The following is a 14,819-nucleotide window of genomic DNA, read 5'->3' on the forward strand; positions in this document are numbered from 1 at the left end:
TCTCCAATAAAGTTAGTTTGTCTAGCATCTAAAAATAAAAATTGACGTTTCACGTTGTTTGTTTCGTTTAGTTTTCAAAGTTCAATATCGCGTTTCAGCGACTTTTATAATTTAACATTTCTCATTAAATCTGTCAACAACTTTTTTCTTTCGTTCCTGACGACGCTTATTAATTTACCATATTAACCATTTAATAGTCAACACTTTTTAAAAAAATGCCAAAATAATTTTATCTTGGCATGATATAAAGCTTAATAATCACTAATGCCGCCACACCTGGTAGGCCTAATAAACTCGTTATTGCCGCTGTACCCATGTTAATTGGGATATGAAAATCAAAATATGTCCCTACAACATTTACGATAAAAAGCAATGCTATGCCTAGAGTAACATGAAAAATCACCTTTCCTATAAAACGTAATGGCTTAGAGGCAACACCAAAAACAAGAAAAATAAACACTAAAGTAAGAATGCCAACAATAATAATTGTAGAATTCATTTTTTCCTCCTTATGAATGACCTATACATCTATTTGTATGGGACAAGACAATAAAAAAGAACAGTTATCATAAACGGCATCTCTTTCATATAAACCTAATAAAACAACACCTCAGCATTTAACAAATAAAATAAAAAGGCCTGCTCAGAAAGCAGAACCCTTTACCATTGTTCCATTTTTACAGGACGACGCTTTGCTTCTTTCAACAAGAAGAAATATTTCGCCTCTGCTATTTTCAAAGAACAAATGACATCTTGAGATGGTTCTACACTTTGTTCGACCATTCTCTTCTGACGTAACCACTCATTCTTCACTTTTTCCAAAAGTACAATTAACTTATCATCATACTCTTTACGCAATTTACCCTTTTTTTGAAAGAACATTTTTGTTTCTCCTCTTATACTTCTCTGCGACCTTCTAATGCTTTCGATAGTGTCACTTCATCTGCATATTCTAAATCTCCACCAACTGGCAGACCATGTGCAATACGAGTTACTTTAATGCCTGTAGGTTTTAAGAGGCGGGAGATATACATCGCTGTAGCTTCCCCTTCAATATTAGGGTTTGTTGCTAATATTACTTCTTGTACCGTTTCATCATGTAGTCGCTTTAAGAGTTGCGGGATATTAATGTCTTCCGGTCCAATTCCCTCCATAGGAGAAATCGCACCACGTAACACATGATATACACCTTGATACTCTTTCATTTTTTCCATCGCGATTACATCTTTCGGTTCTTGCACGACACAAACAACTGATTGATCTCGATGCGAATCATTACAAATATAACAAGGATCACGATCAGTAATATGTCCACATACAGAACAATACGCTAAATCTCGCTTCGCATTTACAAGTGCTTTCGCAAAACCTAACACATCATCTTCTTTCATATCTAATACGAAAAATGCCAATCGAACCGCTGTTTTCGGTCCGATACCTGGCAACTTCATAAAACTATCGATTAGTTTTGATATTGGTTCTGGATAATGCATGTATCAATATCCTCCTAGAACATTCCACCTGGTAAGTTTAAGCCTTTTGTAAATTTACCCATCGTAGAGTTTGATAGCTCATCAGCCTTTTTAAGTGCATCATTTGTTGCAGCTAACACTAAGTCTTGTAACATTTCGATATCCTCTGGATCTACAACCTCTTCTTTAATCTTCACTTCAAGAATTTGCTTGTGACCATTTGCAATAACTGTAATCATTCCGCCGCCAGCTGTACCTTCAACTGTTTTTTCACCAAGCTCTTCTTGTGCTTTCGCCATGTCTTTTTGCATCTTTTGCATTTGTTTCATCATGTTATTCATATTTCCCATTCCGCCACGCATCATAATTAATTCCTCCTAATTATTATTACTCTTTTATTTCAATGAGTTCTTGTCCTACTAATTTCACTGCCTCTTCTATAAGAGGGTCTTCCTTTTTCTCCGGGCTTTCTTCAGACTCTCCACCTTCACGTTGTAAAAAGTCTTCACGGATTTTACCCCATTCACTTTTTGGAATGGCAATCATATTTAACCTTTTACTTAGCAATTCAAATAAAGCTTGTTCTACTGTATCCATAGCTTCTCGATTTTCGCTCGCCATCTTACAGTGAATCTCATATTGAAATGCTAAAACGTAAGTGTCATCTGAAGCTGCCACTGGTTCGCTATTTTCTAGTAGAACAGCAAATGCTACTTTGTTATATGATTTGAGTCTTCCTAACAACTCACCCCATACAGCTTTTAATTGTTCTAAATCTTGACGCTTCGCTTGTTTTAATACTTCATTTACACGCCCGACAGGAATCTTCATACTTCCTGTTCGTACGGGTTTTGGTGTTGCACGCGTCTCTCTTACTTCCTGTTGTACACCAGCTGGCACACCGTTCTTTTTGACTTGCTCTAACTCTTTCTCCAATTGCTGCATCCTGTTCATAATTGCTTGCAAACGATCAGTACCGTTTGCTTGCATCATAAACTGTTGACACAATTGCACCATAACAACTTCTAAGAAAATACGCGGATGATTTGTCCACTTCATTTCCTGTTGTCCCTTACTAAGGGTATGAATAATCTCATAGATCACTTCCGGTTGCATTTCTTCACTCAACTTACGGAATTGATCATCTACAATTACTCGTTCCAACATATGTTCTAGTTGCGGTGAAGTTTGATATAAAAGCATATCACGATAATAGTAAATGAAATCCTCCATAAAACGAACTGGATCCTTCCCTTTACTCATCATTTCATCTATGATCTGTAATGCTCTTGATACATCATTTTCACGTATGCATTCTACTAAATTGCCTAAGTATTGCTGAGAAACAGATCCTGTTACGGCCAATACATCTTCTGTCGTAACAATCTCATCACTATAAGATATAGCCTGATCAATAAGACTAAGCGCGTCACGCATACCACCTTCAGCAGCACGGGCAACAATTTGTAATGCTTCATCTTCCACTTGCGTACCTTCGTTTGTCACAACCGTTGATAATCTCTCAACAATATCATTCACTGATATTTTTCGGAATTCAAAACGCTGACAACGCGAAATAATTGTAGGCGGGATCTTATGAGGTTCTGTTGTCGCCAAAATAAAGATAACATGTCCTGGCGGCTCTTCTAAGGTTTTTAAAAGCGCATTGAATGCACCCATAGAAAGCATGTGAACTTCATCAATAATGTATACTTTATATTCTACAGCACTTGGAGCATATTTTACTTTATCTCTAATATCTCGAATTTCATCTACACCGTTATTTGAAGCCGCATCAATTTCTAATACATCTGAAATGGATCCTTGTGTAATTCCTAAACAAGAAGGACATTCATTACAAGGTTCAGCTACCGGAGCATGTTCACAGTTAATTGCTTTTGCAAATACTTTTGCAATTGTCGTTTTTCCTGTTCCCCTAGGACCAGAAAATAAATAAGCATGTGAAACTTTCTCTTGAAGAAGGGCATTTTGCAACGTTTTTGTCACGTGCTTTTGACCGACTACATCTTCGAACTTTTGCGGTCTCCATGTTCGGTATAACGCTTGGTATGACACGAAAATACGGCCTCCCTCAAAGGTTATTATCTCATTTATTATAACCCATTCTGTTTATAGATTCCAAAAGTTATTTTCTATACAAAAAACTCACCTTTGTATTAAGGTGAGTTTTGTATACATATATAACTGCCGTGCACCCTCCGTCGATTACGTACCATAAGCGTTACTCAAGCAGTTAGCTCGGTTCAGGCACTCCTGCGGCACACGAGAAGACCCGCTTATTGCTGCTTCCTTCCGGACCTGACAAGGTTCACGGGGTCCCGTTGCGCAGGACCCAAACGTCAACACCACTTACTTAAGGCAGACCTTACAGCAACATAACCTCGAGAGGGGATTCGGCCTCGCTAGAGCGGATTGCGAGTATAGGGCACCGCTACCTCCCCGCTTAGCACGGCAAAGTTAAAACCAATATTCGGTTGCCTTCATTAAAGGCATTATCAGTATAACTTGTTTCTTTATAAAATGCAAATACGTTAGTTCCCAGTATTTTTCTCTAATTTTTTTATCGCTTTTCTTTTTTTACGAAGCTCTCTAAAAAAGTTTGTTAACAACGTACCGCATTCTTCCTCTAATACACCAGATACTACTTCACATTGATGATTGAAGCGTTCATCTGTTAAAAGATTCATTAATGTCCCTGCACACCCGCCCTTCGGATCACTTGCACCATATACAACTCGCTTCACTCGTGATAAAACAATTCCACCCGCACACATTGGACAAGGTTCTAATGTTACATACAATGTTGCATCTTCTAAACGCCATGTCCCTAATTTTTTACACGCCTCATCTATCGCTAGCAACTCAGCATGAGCTATTGATCTTTGCTCAGTTTCCCTTAAATTATGGGCAACACTAATTACCTCACCATCTAACACTATAACTGCTCCAATTGGCACTTCCTGTATTTCCTCTGCCTTTTTGGCTTCTTCTATCGCTAATTGCATAAAATAAATATCTTGATCTTGTTCCATAACATAGTCCTTTCATTACAAATAAAGTACACTTATTTCCATTTACTACACAGGGGATAACTTTTATATATTCAATCCACCCTAAAAGAAAAAAGAGAGGGGATTACATATGAAAAATACCGCCTTGCTCATTATCGATATGATTAATGACTTTCAATTTTCCCACGGACCCATTCTAGCTCAAAAATGTGAGACTATCACAAACCCTATTTTACAATTAAAGAAAAAAATGAAATCCTTCGGCTATCCTATAATTTACGTTAATGACCATTATCAACTTTGGAGATCTGATATCGACCAACTTATTACTCATTGCACAAATAAATATAGCGAAAATATAATCCATAAGATTGCTCCAAATTCTGATGATTACATTTTTATTAAACCACATTATTCCGCTTTTTATGAAACACCTTTAAATTCATTACTAGGTTATTTAAAAATAGAAAATCTAATATTAACAGGAGTTGCCGGAAATATATGTATCCTATTTACAGCTAATGATGCCCATATGAGAAATTATACATTGTATGTACCACAGGATTGTATCGCCTCTAACAACGACCAAGATAATATACATGCTTTAAAAATAATGGAAACTACATTGAAAGCAAATATAACATCGTCATCCAAAATAAAATTTAATTAATACATATATCTATTTTCTAACTTTTTATATCAAATTAACCCGCTCGCTTCCCTCTTGTGCTACAATAATTCTGTTTTGTGTTTTTAGTAGTCACGGTAAATCACTGATTGAAAGGAGGAAACAGCGTGACCGGAGTACCCTTTATCACGGTTGAAGGACCAATTGGTGTTGGAAAAACTTCACTTGCGAAGGAAATTTCAACTCACATGCAACTCCACTTACTAAAAGAGATTGTTGATGAAAATCCCTTTTTAGGAAAGTTCTATGAAGACATCGACGAATGGAGTTTTCAAACAGAGATGTTCTTTCTTTGTAATAGATACAAACAATTAGAAGATATTAACATAAAGTATTTGAATCAAAGGAAACCAGTAGTAGCGGATTACCATATCTTTAAAAATTTAATTTTTGCATCCCGCACATTAAAAGACTCTCAATATGACAAGTACATGCAAATTTATCGTATCCTTACACAAGATATGCCTGTGCCAAACGTCATTGTTTATTTAACAGCTAGCCTAGAAACATTGCAAAAACGAATCGCCATGCGCGGAAGAGAATTTGAAAAAAACATGGATCCAAATTACTTACTACAGCTCACAAAAGATTATGAAACAGCAATGGATGCTTTTAAAAAAGATCATCCGGAAATACCAGTATTGAAATTTAATGGAGACGATATGGATTTTGTAAAAAATCCTGATGATTTAAACGTCATCCTATCTGCCCTTCAAAATACTCTCTTAAAGGAGTCGAAATAATAATGAATTTAAGGCAAAAATATGATATACCCAATGACGCAGTAATCACTATCGCCGGAACGGTAGGTGTGGGTAAATCAACTATGACAACTGCATTAGCTAATGCTTTAGGTTATCGCACATCATTTGAAAAAGTAGATTCCAATCCATACTTGGACAAGTTCTATGCGGACTTCACTCGCTGGAGCTTCCACCTACAAGTGTACTTTTTAGCAGAACGATTTAAGGAACAAAAAAGAATTTTTGAATACGGTGGCGGTTTTGTTCAAGATCGTTCTATTTACGAAGACACTGGAATTTTCGCAAAGATGCATCATGAAAAAGGTACGATGACGGAAACTGATTATGAAACATACAAAGGGTTATTTGACGCTATGGTCATGACTCCTTACTTCCCTCATCCAGACTTATTAATTTACTTAGAAGGTTCTTTCGATGATATTGTCGATCGTATTCAAGAACGCGGACGCCCAATGGAACAGCAAACGCCAATTGAGTACTGGAAAGAAATGCATGGACGTTATGAAAACTGGATTAACAACTTTAATTCATGCCCTGTATTACGCTTAAATATTAATGAGTACGATGTTTTAAAAGATGGGGATTCAATCGAACCAATCATTAAAAAAATTGGCCATTTTTTAAAACAAACACGTAAACTTGTAAAATAAAAAACCCGTGCATATGCACGGGTTTTCCTATTAAATTACTTCTTCTTTGTTGGAGCAATAATTTCACTCTCAGGTTTTCCTGCGTTAATACGCTGACGAACAGTACTTGTACTAATATCGTATGCTTCAGCAATCTCTTTAACAGTCATTTCTTTCCCATTAATTACTGCCGTTAATACTTTACCTGTACGTTTTGGAGCCGCTTCTTTCTTTACAGCTGCTTTTTTAACTTGTTTTGGCACCTCTACTTTATTCGTAGCTGGTTTTACATCACAAGTACAACCACAAAGTTTACGGAATGTATCATCACTAATAATGCGTGATACGTTTGCACCACTGTTTAAAATTCTATTGTTCTTACAGACAGGACATTGTACATAATATAAAGTTTTTCCATCTAAAGGAAACGTTTGTATAATAAGATCCATGTTGACTCCTTTCATATCTATGAAGATAATCATCGGAATATGAGTGTGTAATAAGGACAAAATTACCTTACACCATACTTTATGATTGGTTTTAAAATAAAAACTCGTTACGTGTTGGTAACGAGTTCTCCAATCTCCACTTATATGCGCTGTTGTCAATTATATCTGGAGGAGGTAGAGGGATTCGAACCCCCGCGCGACTCTCGCCGCCTGTCGGTTTTCAAGACCGATCCCTTCAGCCAGACTTGGGTATACCTCCATATTGACATCAAATATAATATCAAAAGAAAAACAGTTAGTCAACCCTACTAAAATAAATTATGAGGAAAGGAAAATTTTACTTTCCCCTTCCTACATTACAGTACTGACAACGCTCATAATTACCAATCACTCATACCGATGAATGTTTAAATTTACTTAATAACTGTTTTTCCTCCCATATAAGGGCGAAGAACTTCTGGAATTATAATTGTACCATCTTCTTGTTGGTAGTTCTCTAAAATAGCTGCAACCGTACGTCCAATTGCAAGACCAGATCCATTTAATGTATGGACATGTTCTGGTTTTCCATTTGGCTCACGGCGGAAACGGATATTTGCACGTCTCGCTTGGAAAGCTTCAAAATTACTACAAGAAGAAATTTCACGATATGTGCCATAGCTTGGAATCCATACTTCAATATCGTATTTCTTCGCTGCTGTAAATCCTAAATCGCCTGTGCACATGCTCATAACGCGATATGGCAACTCTAATAATTGTAACACGCGTTCTGCATCATTTGTTAATTTTTCTAACTCTTCATAAGAATCTTCTGGTTTTACGAACTTCACAAGCTCTACTTTATTGAACTGATGCTGGCGAATTAAACCGCGTGTATCGCGACCAGCTGAACCTGCTTCAGAGCGGAAGCAAGAGCTAAATGCAGCATATCTTATAGGCAATTGCTCTTTATTTAAAATCTCATCACGATGCATATTCGTTACAGGTACTTCAGCTGTTGGAATTAAGAAATAATCTTCACTTTCAATACGGAATGCATCTTCTTCAAACTTTGGAAGTTGTCCTGTTCCTGTCATACTTGCACGGTTTACCATATATGGAGGTAATACTTCTTCATATCCATGCTCATCAGTATGAAGATCAAGCATAAAGCTAATTAAAGCACGCTCTAATCTTGCACCAGCACCTTTGTAAAATACGAAGCGGCTTCCTGTTACTTTCCCAGCGCGTTCAAAATCTAAAATTCCTAAATCAGTAGCAAGATCCCAATGTGGTTTTGGTTCAAAAGTAAATTCTTTTACTTCTCCCCAAGTACGCGCTACTACATTATCATCCTCTGTTTCACCGACTGGAGCAGACTCATGAGGGATATTTGGAATAGATAACATTAATCTTTCTAAGTCTTCTTCAACTGTGCGAAGTTCGTTATCAAAATCCTTTACTTTTTCTCCAACCTCACGCATTTCTAAAATTAGAGCTTCTGCATCTTTCTTTTCGCGCTTTAATACAGAGATTTGTTGAGACACTTCATTACGTTTACTTTTTAATTCTTCTGTCTGAACAAGTAGTTCTCTTCTTCTCGTATCAAGTTCTTCAAAACGTCCGAAATCAGTTAAATCTTCACCTCTATGCTGTAATTTCGCTTTTACTTCTTCAAAGTTTGTACGTAAAAATTTAATATCAAGCATTATATACTCCTCCTTTTATTTTATAAAACACAAAAAACTCCCGTCCCTATATAAAGGGACGGGAGTTAACCCGCGTTGCCACCCTAGTTGAAAGCATTACCACTTTCCTCTCAAGTAGAAATAACGGCTCTTCACCGGGAATGCTTACTAATCCAAAAGATGTTCCACATTCCATTCCAGGATGGATTCACAAACTGTTTCTATCGATTTCCACCAACCATCGACTCTCTATAAGAAACAACATTTGTTACTATTTCCTATCAACACGCTTATTTTATAAAATTGTTACCATCAATTTACTATAATCTTATACAAGTTGCAAGTTACTTATACAACTTTTTTCATTTTCGCTTCTTTTACCATTTCAACAAAGTATGCTGTTACACGATGATCATCTGTTAATTCCGGATGGAATGAAGCAGCTAAAAACTGACCTTGTCTTACCGCTACCATTCGATCACCATGCTTAGAAAGCACTTCAACATTATCAGCTACTTCTACAACATACGGCGCACGGATAAATACACCAACGAAGTCTTCACCCACGCCTTCAATTGAAAGCGCAGCTTCAAAACTATCCTTTTGGCGTCCGAACGCATTGCGCTCAACTGTAATATCCATAGCACCAATATGTGATTCTTCATAGCCAATAAGTGTTTTCGCAAGAAGAATCATCCCTGCACATGTACCAAACATTGGTTTACCAGACTTTGCAAATGTGCGAAGTGGTTCCATGAAAGCATACTTATCAATAAGACGGCGCATTGTTGTACTTTCACCGCCTGGTAAAATAAGACCATCAATCTCTTCAAGTTGCTCTATACGCTTTACAACAACAGCTTCTGCACCACTTGCTTCAACTGATTTTACATGTTCACGAACTGCACCTTGAAGACCTAGTACACCGATTTTCACCATTTTAAAGTTCTCCTTTAATTACCATCCACGCTCTTGCATGCGTTGTTCTGGTAATAACGTTGAAATTTCGATACCCTTCATTGCATTACCTAATCCTTTAGAAAGACTTGCAATTAGTTCGTAATCTTCATAATGAGTCGTTGCTTCAACAATCGCACGTGCAAATCTCTCTGGGTTTTCTGATTTGAAGATACCAGATCCAACAAATACCCCATCAGCACCAAGTTGCATCATTAATGCAGCATCTGCTGGCGTTGCTATACCACCTGCCGCAAAGTTTACAACTGGTAAGCGACCAAGACGTTTAATTTCAAGTAATACTTCGTAAGGAGCACCAGTATTTTTTGCATATGTCATTAACTCATCTTCACGTAGACTCGCAACTTGACGGATTTCTGCATTGACTTGGCGCATATGACGCACTGCCTCTACAATGTTTCCTGTTCCTGGTTCACCTTTTGTACGAAGCATAGATGCACCTTCTGCAATACGACGTGCAGCTTCTCCGATATCACGGCAACCACATACAAATGGAACTGTGTAATCACGTTTATTTAAATGGTATACTTCATCAGCAGGAGTTAATACTTCACTCTCATCGATATAGTCTACCCCTAATGATTCTAATACACGTGCTTCTACAAGGTGACCGATACGGCATTTTGCCATAACCGGAATTGACACTGCACCCATAACTTCTTCAACGATTGTTGGGTCTGCCATACGAGAAACGCCACCTGCTGCACGAATGTCTGCTGGTACACGCTCTAATGCCATAACGGCAACTGCGCCTGCCTCTTCTGCAATTTTTGCTTGTTCAGCGTTAATTACGTCCATAATAACGCCGCCTTTTTGCATTTCTGCCATTCCACGTTTTACACGCTCTGTCCCTGTTACATTTGTCATGTACAAAAACCCCCCTAGGTGAATTGCTTTCCCCCGTTAAAGGCGAAAATTAAGAATACTCTTACATTCTACCACTAACTATCAGATGCTTGTCTACTACTTTTTCATAAAGTCGGTATGAAAAATAGGAATAAAAAAAAAGCCCCTACCATGAGGAGCTTCTAAAACCAACCTTTTACTGTATCAACAGCACTATTCCACATACCACTAAAGAATGAACCAATTCCGCGCATAGCACGAGTAAACCAGTTTGCTTCTTCTACTTCAGATGTTGTTACAAGATCGACTTGCAACGACTTACCAGTTAAAAATCCAGGGTCGTTTGTATCTTTTGGCGTAATTACCATTTGACCAAGCGCAGCTCCCTTTTTAATAGGTGCTTCTTGTCCCTTACTTGATTCTTTTAATTCTGTTTTATAAACATCTTTACTTCCTTTTGGCACTGGAAGTGAAATAGCTTGTTTCGTTTGAACTGCTATATCTTTATCTTTCGCATTTTCTACTCTTACTGTTTCTTGTCCTTTTACTGAAGAACCTTTTTTATACATTTGTTTCACTTCAAAGTTAGCAAATCCATAATCATATAGCTTCTTTGTTTCATCAAAACGTGCTGTATGAGAACTTGTTTTAATAACTACAGAAATAAAACGCATACCGTTTCTTTCAACCGTACCAGTGAAGCAATCTCCTGCTTCTGGAGTTGAGCCTGTTTTCAGACCATCTACGCCATCATATTCTTTAACTAAGCCCTTTAACATCCAGTTCCAGTTTGACATTGCAAACTTCTCTTTTTCTGGACGAAATTCTTTTTTAGGAATTTTTGCTGTATCTAACACTTTTGGATAATCTTTAATTAAATGTTGTGCTAAAGTTGCAACATCCTTTGCAGACATTTTATTTTCTTCATCTGCTGTTGTTCCTTCAGGATGCATTCCCTTTAAATCTTTATTCGTTAAACCTGTAGAATTGACAAATTTATAATTTTTCAACCCTAGTTCTTTCGATTTATCATTCATCATTTTTACGAAATCTACTTCTTTACCTGCAATTGCTTCTGCTAATGCAATTGTTGCACCATTTGCAGAAAAGATTGCCATTGCCTCATATAACTCTTTTACTGTATAAGAGCCACCATTTTCTAATGCAACATTTGATAATGAAGCATCTTGTGAAACCTTATATGCATATTCAGAAACCTTAATTTTCTGGTCCCACTTAAGTTTTCCTTTATCCACTGCTTCGTGAACTAAATATTCACTCATCATCTTTGTCATACTAGCAATAGATAATAATTCATCTGCATTCTTTTGATATAAAATTTTCCCAGAATTCGCTTCTACTAAAATTGCCGCGCCTGCTTCAATGTTTAAAGCGGCTCCTGTTTCAGCTGATGCATTGCTATATGGCATAAAAATGCTACAAGCTAGTGTAAGCACTGTTACCAAAGCAATGAATCTTTTGCAAAACATACCTTTCACTTTTGCTACCCCCAATATCTATGTACTCACATAACCGTTATTCTAACATAATCAAAAAAAAATAGACAGAGATATCAAATCTCTGTCTATTTGTATATAAGACATTATAATGAGTAGTTTGGAGCCTCTTTTGTAATTTGTACGTGATGAGGATGACTTTCACGTAAGCCTGCACCTGACATACGAATGAATTGTGCATTTTCGCGTAAGAATTCTAAATCCTGTGCTCCGCAATATCCCATACCTGCACGTAAGCCACCAACTAATTGGTGAACTGTATCTGCTAAAGGTCCTTTATATGGTACTCGTCCTTCAATACCTTCTGGGACAAGTTTTTTATTTCCTTCTTGGAAGTAACGATCTTTACTTCCTTTTTCCATCGCACCGACAGAACCCATACCACGATACACTTTAAATTGACGACCTTGGTAAATTTCAGTTTCTCCAGGACTTTCGGCAACACCAGCAAACATACTACCTAGCATAACAACATGTGCTCCTGCTGCTAAAGCTTTAACCATATCACCAGAGTACTTAACACCGCCATCAGCAATAACTGGAATACCGTGTTTACGAGCTTCGGTTGCACAATCATAAACTGCTGTTAATTGTGGCACACCAACACCAGCTACAACACGTGTTGTACAAATAGAACCTGGTCCAATACCAACTTTAACTACGTTTGCACCAGCTTCAATTAATGCTTTCGTTGCTTCAGCTGTAGCAACATTTCCAGCGATAATATTTAATGATGGATATTTAGCACGAACTTCTTTTACCTTATCAATAACGCCTTTAGAATGCCCATGAGCTGTATCAAGTACAATTGCATCTACACTAGCTTTTACTAATGCATCGATACGAAGCATAGCATCAGCTGTTACACCAACTGCCGCTCCAACTAATAAGCGTCCTTGCTTATCTTTAGCAGAGTTTGGGAATTCAATTACTTTTTCAATATCTTTTATTGTAATCAGCCCTTGTAATACACCGTTATTATCAACAAGAGGGAGTTTTTCAATTTTATACTTTTGTAGGATCTTTTCAGCTTCTTCCAGTGTAGTACCAACTGGAGCTGTAATTAATTGTTCTTTTGTCATTACGTCAGAAATTTTGATTGAGTAGTCTTGGATGAAGCGCATATCACGGTTTGTAATAATACCAACTAATTTTCGCTCATCTAAATTATTTACAACCGGTACACCTGAGATACGATATTTTCCCATAAGATGTTCTGCATCATATACTTGATGTTCTGGAGTTAAGAAGAAAGGATCTGAAATAACGCCGCTTTCAGAGCGCTTTACTTTATCAACTTGCTCTGCTTGTTGCTCAATAGACATATTCTTATGAATAATTCCTAAACCACCTTGGCGAGCCATTGCAATAGCCATGTCAGCTTCTGTTACTGTATCCATTCCTGCACTAATTAACGGGATGTTTAGCTGTAAGCTTTCAGATAAAACTGTTTTAACACTTACTTCTCTTGGTAATATATCTGACCTAGCTGGTACAAGTAATACATCATCAAAAGTCAAACCTTCTTTAACAAATTTAGATTCCCACATAATTGTTCCCCCTATGATACCAGAAATTATTATTAGTAGCTTATCAATTGGTTAAAATACTGTCAAGGACGTATATATATGTTAGAATTTTTAGACAATAAAAGGAGCGTAATATATGCATCAAACATCTTGCACTTGGCAGCAGTTAAGTTTCTTTTTTTCCTCTCAAAACGTACAACGTTATCTTGCCCGTTGTTATGAAAAATCCTCTATTCAGGATGCCGAAAAAAAAAGTTTTGAAAATTGTTATCCCTTTATTTATTACTTAGAACACGGGAAAAATTATTATGAATTATATAAGACAGCTCCATTTTCCATTCAACCAATGTTGTTATTTTATGGAATTAGCCAACTTTTTAAAGCATGTCTACTAACCATTGATCCTAACTATCCTGAATCCACTACTGTTTTAGCTCATGGCGTTACAACTCGCAAACGAAAAAAACAAGGGTATCAATTTTTAGAAGATGAGGTGAAGGTACAAAAAAACGGATTGTTTACTCATGTTGCAGAACAACTGTTTCACATGAAACACTTAGAAGCAGAAAAATTTAACATGTTAGAACTAATGGGAAATATTCCAGAATTACAAAATTTGTTCCGCTATAGTCAAAAAGGATCAACTTTATATAAAATCGAGTCAACAATTAAAAATGAGCTCTCCTTTTCAGTCAACCTACTAGATCGATTACATATGACTAAAGAGAGATTTTCTCGCTACATTGAAACATCTTGTAAGCATTTATCAATGCAACATGTACCTGAGAAAACTAATGAATCGAATTTACTTTTTACGGCGCCAATTCAATCATGGAATCCTATGTACAGTACTCCTTTATACTATGAATATCTTACTAATACTTATTATTTACCACTTACAACTGATCCTAGAAATCCTAAACCAGTATTACCCGAACTCCTCGTTCATTATTTATTGCTCTATAATTTAAGCATGATTTCTAGGTATGAAACAGATTGGTGGTATGACTTACTTGGAAGCTATGGCTCTGAAGATTATCCATTTATTTATCAATTTCTTAATATTTCTGCTCAAAAAATCCCTTACTATATTTCATCATTTTTACTAACAGAACCTAACCTATTTCATGGGAAATAAAAAAAACACAAGTCAAAAGACTTGTGTTTTTAGTTGCTTGGCGACGTCCTACTCTCACAGGGACAAGGTCCCAACTACCATCGGCGCTAGAGAGCTTAACTTCCGTGTTC

At 36.8% G+C, this 14,819-nt stretch carries 16 protein-coding genes, 1 tRNA gene, 1 other RNA gene and 1 other annotated feature; of the genes, 4 read left to right on the top strand and 14 right to left on the bottom strand.

The window, feature by feature from the left end; translation table 11 throughout:
* Positions 1 to 229: 229 nt before the first annotated feature.
* The 7 genes from ACS2FK_RS30070 to tadA all read right to left on the bottom strand — a co-directional run bounded on the left by ACS2FK_RS30070 (position 230) and on the right by tadA (position 4,525).
* Positions 230 to 499 (bottom strand): pro-sigmaK processing inhibitor BofA family protein, encoded by a 270-nt coding sequence (locus tag ACS2FK_RS30070; protein ID WP_001089273.1) that lies wholly within the window; start codon positions 497 to 499, stop codon positions 230 to 232.
* Positions 500 to 660: 161 nt separating this feature from the next.
* Positions 661 to 882 carry a YaaL family protein gene (locus ACS2FK_RS30075; protein ID WP_000466019.1) on the bottom strand — a complete coding sequence of 74 codons (222 nt, stop codon included), beginning with the start codon at positions 880 to 882 and terminating at the stop codon, positions 661 to 663.
* Positions 883 to 896: 14 nt separating this feature from the next.
* Positions 897 to 1,493: a recombination protein RecR gene (gene recR, locus ACS2FK_RS30080; protein ID WP_000559169.1), complete on the bottom strand. Its 597-nt coding sequence runs from the start codon at positions 1,491 to 1,493 to the stop codon at positions 897 to 899.
* 14 nt (positions 1,494 to 1,507) lie between these two features.
* Positions 1,508 to 1,834: a YbaB/EbfC family nucleoid-associated protein gene (locus ACS2FK_RS30085; protein WP_014894853.1), complete on the bottom strand. Its 327-nt coding sequence runs from the start codon at positions 1,832 to 1,834 to the stop codon at positions 1,508 to 1,510.
* A gap of 25 nt (positions 1,835 to 1,859) precedes the next feature.
* The gene (gene dnaX / locus ACS2FK_RS30090) at positions 1,860 to 3,548 is read right to left on the bottom strand and encodes a DNA polymerase III subunit gamma/tau (protein WP_000121561.1); all 1,689 of its coding nucleotides are present in this window, start codon (positions 3,546 to 3,548) and stop codon (positions 1,860 to 1,862) included.
* A gap of 132 nt (positions 3,549 to 3,680) precedes the next feature.
* An RNA gene (gene ffs, locus ACS2FK_RS30095) (signal recognition particle sRNA large type) lies at positions 3,681 to 3,945 on the bottom strand.
* A gap of 79 nt (positions 3,946 to 4,024) precedes the next feature.
* Positions 4,025 to 4,525: a tRNA adenosine(34) deaminase TadA gene (gene tadA, locus ACS2FK_RS30100; protein ID WP_000434330.1), complete on the bottom strand. Its 501-nt coding sequence runs from the start codon at positions 4,523 to 4,525 to the stop codon at positions 4,025 to 4,027.
* Between the two features lie 109 nt (positions 4,526 to 4,634).
* On the opposite strand from tadA, the gene ACS2FK_RS30105 reads away from it, so the two are divergent.
* The 3 genes from ACS2FK_RS30105 (at position 4,635) to ACS2FK_RS30115 (ending at position 6,606) form a co-directional block, all read left to right on the top strand.
* Positions 4,635 to 5,174 (top strand): isochorismatase family cysteine hydrolase, encoded by a 540-nt coding sequence (locus ACS2FK_RS30105; RefSeq protein WP_000798736.1) that lies wholly within the window; start codon positions 4,635 to 4,637, stop codon positions 5,172 to 5,174.
* 125 nt (positions 5,175 to 5,299) lie between these two features.
* Positions 5,300 to 5,935, top strand: coding sequence for a deoxynucleoside kinase (locus ACS2FK_RS30110; protein WP_000148218.1), 636 nt, complete (start codon positions 5,300 to 5,302; stop codon positions 5,933 to 5,935).
* Positions 5,936 to 5,937: 2 nt separating this feature from the next.
* The gene (locus ACS2FK_RS30115; RefSeq protein ID WP_023520809.1) at positions 5,938 to 6,606 is read left to right on the top strand and encodes a deoxynucleoside kinase; all 669 of its coding nucleotides are present in this window, start codon (positions 5,938 to 5,940) and stop codon (positions 6,604 to 6,606) included.
* A 35-nt stretch (positions 6,607 to 6,641) separates the two neighbouring features.
* On the opposite strand, the gene ACS2FK_RS30120 is transcribed toward ACS2FK_RS30115, so the two are convergent.
* From ACS2FK_RS30120 to guaB, 7 genes are all read right to left on the bottom strand, one after another.
* Positions 6,642 to 7,034 carry a DUF3797 domain-containing protein gene (locus ACS2FK_RS30120; protein WP_000364192.1) on the bottom strand — a complete coding sequence of 131 codons (393 nt, stop codon included), beginning with the start codon at positions 7,032 to 7,034 and terminating at the stop codon, positions 6,642 to 6,644.
* A gap of 166 nt (positions 7,035 to 7,200) precedes the next feature.
* A tRNA-Ser gene (locus tag ACS2FK_RS30125) sits at positions 7,201 to 7,293 on the bottom strand.
* A 154-nt stretch (positions 7,294 to 7,447) separates the two neighbouring features.
* On the bottom strand, positions 7,448 to 8,722 hold the full coding sequence (serS, locus tag ACS2FK_RS30130) for a serine--tRNA ligase (protein ID WP_000884174.1): 1,275 nt from the start codon (positions 8,720 to 8,722) through the stop codon (positions 7,448 to 7,450).
* Between the two features lie 51 nt (positions 8,723 to 8,773).
* Positions 8,774 to 8,995, bottom strand: a binding site (T-box leader).
* Positions 8,996 to 9,049: 54 nt separating this feature from the next.
* On the bottom strand, positions 9,050 to 9,640 hold the full coding sequence (gene pdxT, locus ACS2FK_RS30135) for a pyridoxal 5'-phosphate synthase glutaminase subunit PdxT (protein WP_023520807.1): 591 nt from the start codon (positions 9,638 to 9,640) through the stop codon (positions 9,050 to 9,052).
* A gap of 18 nt (positions 9,641 to 9,658) precedes the next feature.
* Positions 9,659 to 10,546: a pyridoxal 5'-phosphate synthase lyase subunit PdxS gene (pdxS, locus tag ACS2FK_RS30140; RefSeq protein ID WP_000186154.1), complete on the bottom strand. Its 888-nt coding sequence runs from the start codon at positions 10,544 to 10,546 to the stop codon at positions 9,659 to 9,661.
* Between the two features lie 161 nt (positions 10,547 to 10,707).
* On the bottom strand, positions 10,708 to 12,015 hold the full coding sequence (gene dacA / locus ACS2FK_RS30145) for a D-alanyl-D-alanine carboxypeptidase DacA (RefSeq protein WP_140157256.1): 1,308 nt from the start codon (positions 12,013 to 12,015) through the stop codon (positions 10,708 to 10,710).
* A gap of 113 nt (positions 12,016 to 12,128) precedes the next feature.
* Positions 12,129 to 13,592: an IMP dehydrogenase gene (gene guaB, locus ACS2FK_RS30150; protein ID WP_000264089.1), complete on the bottom strand. Its 1,464-nt coding sequence runs from the start codon at positions 13,590 to 13,592 to the stop codon at positions 12,129 to 12,131.
* Between the two features lie 115 nt (positions 13,593 to 13,707).
* Between guaB and ACS2FK_RS30155 the strand changes: the two genes are divergently transcribed.
* Entirely contained in the window at positions 13,708 to 14,709 is a 1,002-nt protein-coding gene (locus tag ACS2FK_RS30155) for a YaaC family protein (protein ID WP_023520805.1), read from the top strand.
* The last annotated feature ends 110 nt before the right edge of the window (positions 14,710 to 14,819 follow it).

The sequence above is a fragment of the Bacillus cereus group sp. BceL220 genome (assembly GCF_051776965.1).
Classification (GTDB): domain Bacteria; phylum Bacillota; class Bacilli; order Bacillales; family Bacillaceae_G; genus Bacillus_A; species Bacillus_A cereus.

Excerpts from the sequence above, each read along its gene's own strand:
- ACS2FK_RS30085 (WP_014894853.1), bottom strand. The coding sequence starts at position 1,834 with ATGCGTGGCGGAATGGGAAATATGAATAACATGATGAAACAAATGCAA.
- recR (WP_000559169.1), bottom strand. The coding sequence starts at position 1,493 with ATGCATTATCCAGAACCAATATCAAAACTAATCGATAGTTTTATGAAG.
- serS (WP_000884174.1), bottom strand. The coding sequence starts at position 8,722 with ATGCTTGATATTAAATTTTTACGTACAAACTTTGAAGAAGTAAAAGCG.
- ACS2FK_RS30105 (WP_000798736.1), top strand. The coding sequence starts at position 4,635 with ATGAAAAATACCGCCTTGCTCATTATCGATATGATTAATGACTTTCAA.
- guaB (WP_000264089.1), bottom strand. The coding sequence starts at position 13,592 with ATGTGGGAATCTAAATTTGTTAAAGAAGGTTTGACTTTTGATGATGTA.
- ACS2FK_RS30070 (WP_001089273.1), bottom strand. The coding sequence starts at position 499 with ATGAATTCTACAATTATTATTGTTGGCATTCTTACTTTAGTGTTTATT.
- ACS2FK_RS30155 (WP_023520805.1), top strand. The coding sequence starts at position 13,708 with ATGCATCAAACATCTTGCACTTGGCAGCAGTTAAGTTTCTTTTTTTCC.
- ACS2FK_RS30075 (WP_000466019.1), bottom strand. The coding sequence starts at position 882 with ATGTTCTTTCAAAAAAAGGGTAAATTGCGTAAAGAGTATGATGATAAG.
- pdxS (WP_000186154.1), bottom strand. The coding sequence starts at position 10,546 with ATGACAAATGTAACAGGGACAGAGCGTGTAAAACGTGGAATGGCAGAA.
- tadA (WP_000434330.1), bottom strand. The coding sequence starts at position 4,525 with ATGGAACAAGATCAAGATATTTATTTTATGCAATTAGCGATAGAAGAA.
- ACS2FK_RS30115 (WP_023520809.1), top strand. The coding sequence starts at position 5,938 with ATGAATTTAAGGCAAAAATATGATATACCCAATGACGCAGTAATCACT.
- pdxT (WP_023520807.1), bottom strand. The coding sequence starts at position 9,640 with ATGGTGAAAATCGGTGTACTAGGTCTTCAAGGTGCAGTTCGTGAACAT.
- dacA (WP_140157256.1), bottom strand. The coding sequence starts at position 12,015 with ATGTTTTGCAAAAGATTCATTGCTTTGGTAACAGTGCTTACACTAGCT.
- ACS2FK_RS30120 (WP_000364192.1), bottom strand. The coding sequence starts at position 7,034 with ATGGATCTTATTATACAAACGTTTCCTTTAGATGGAAAAACTTTATAT.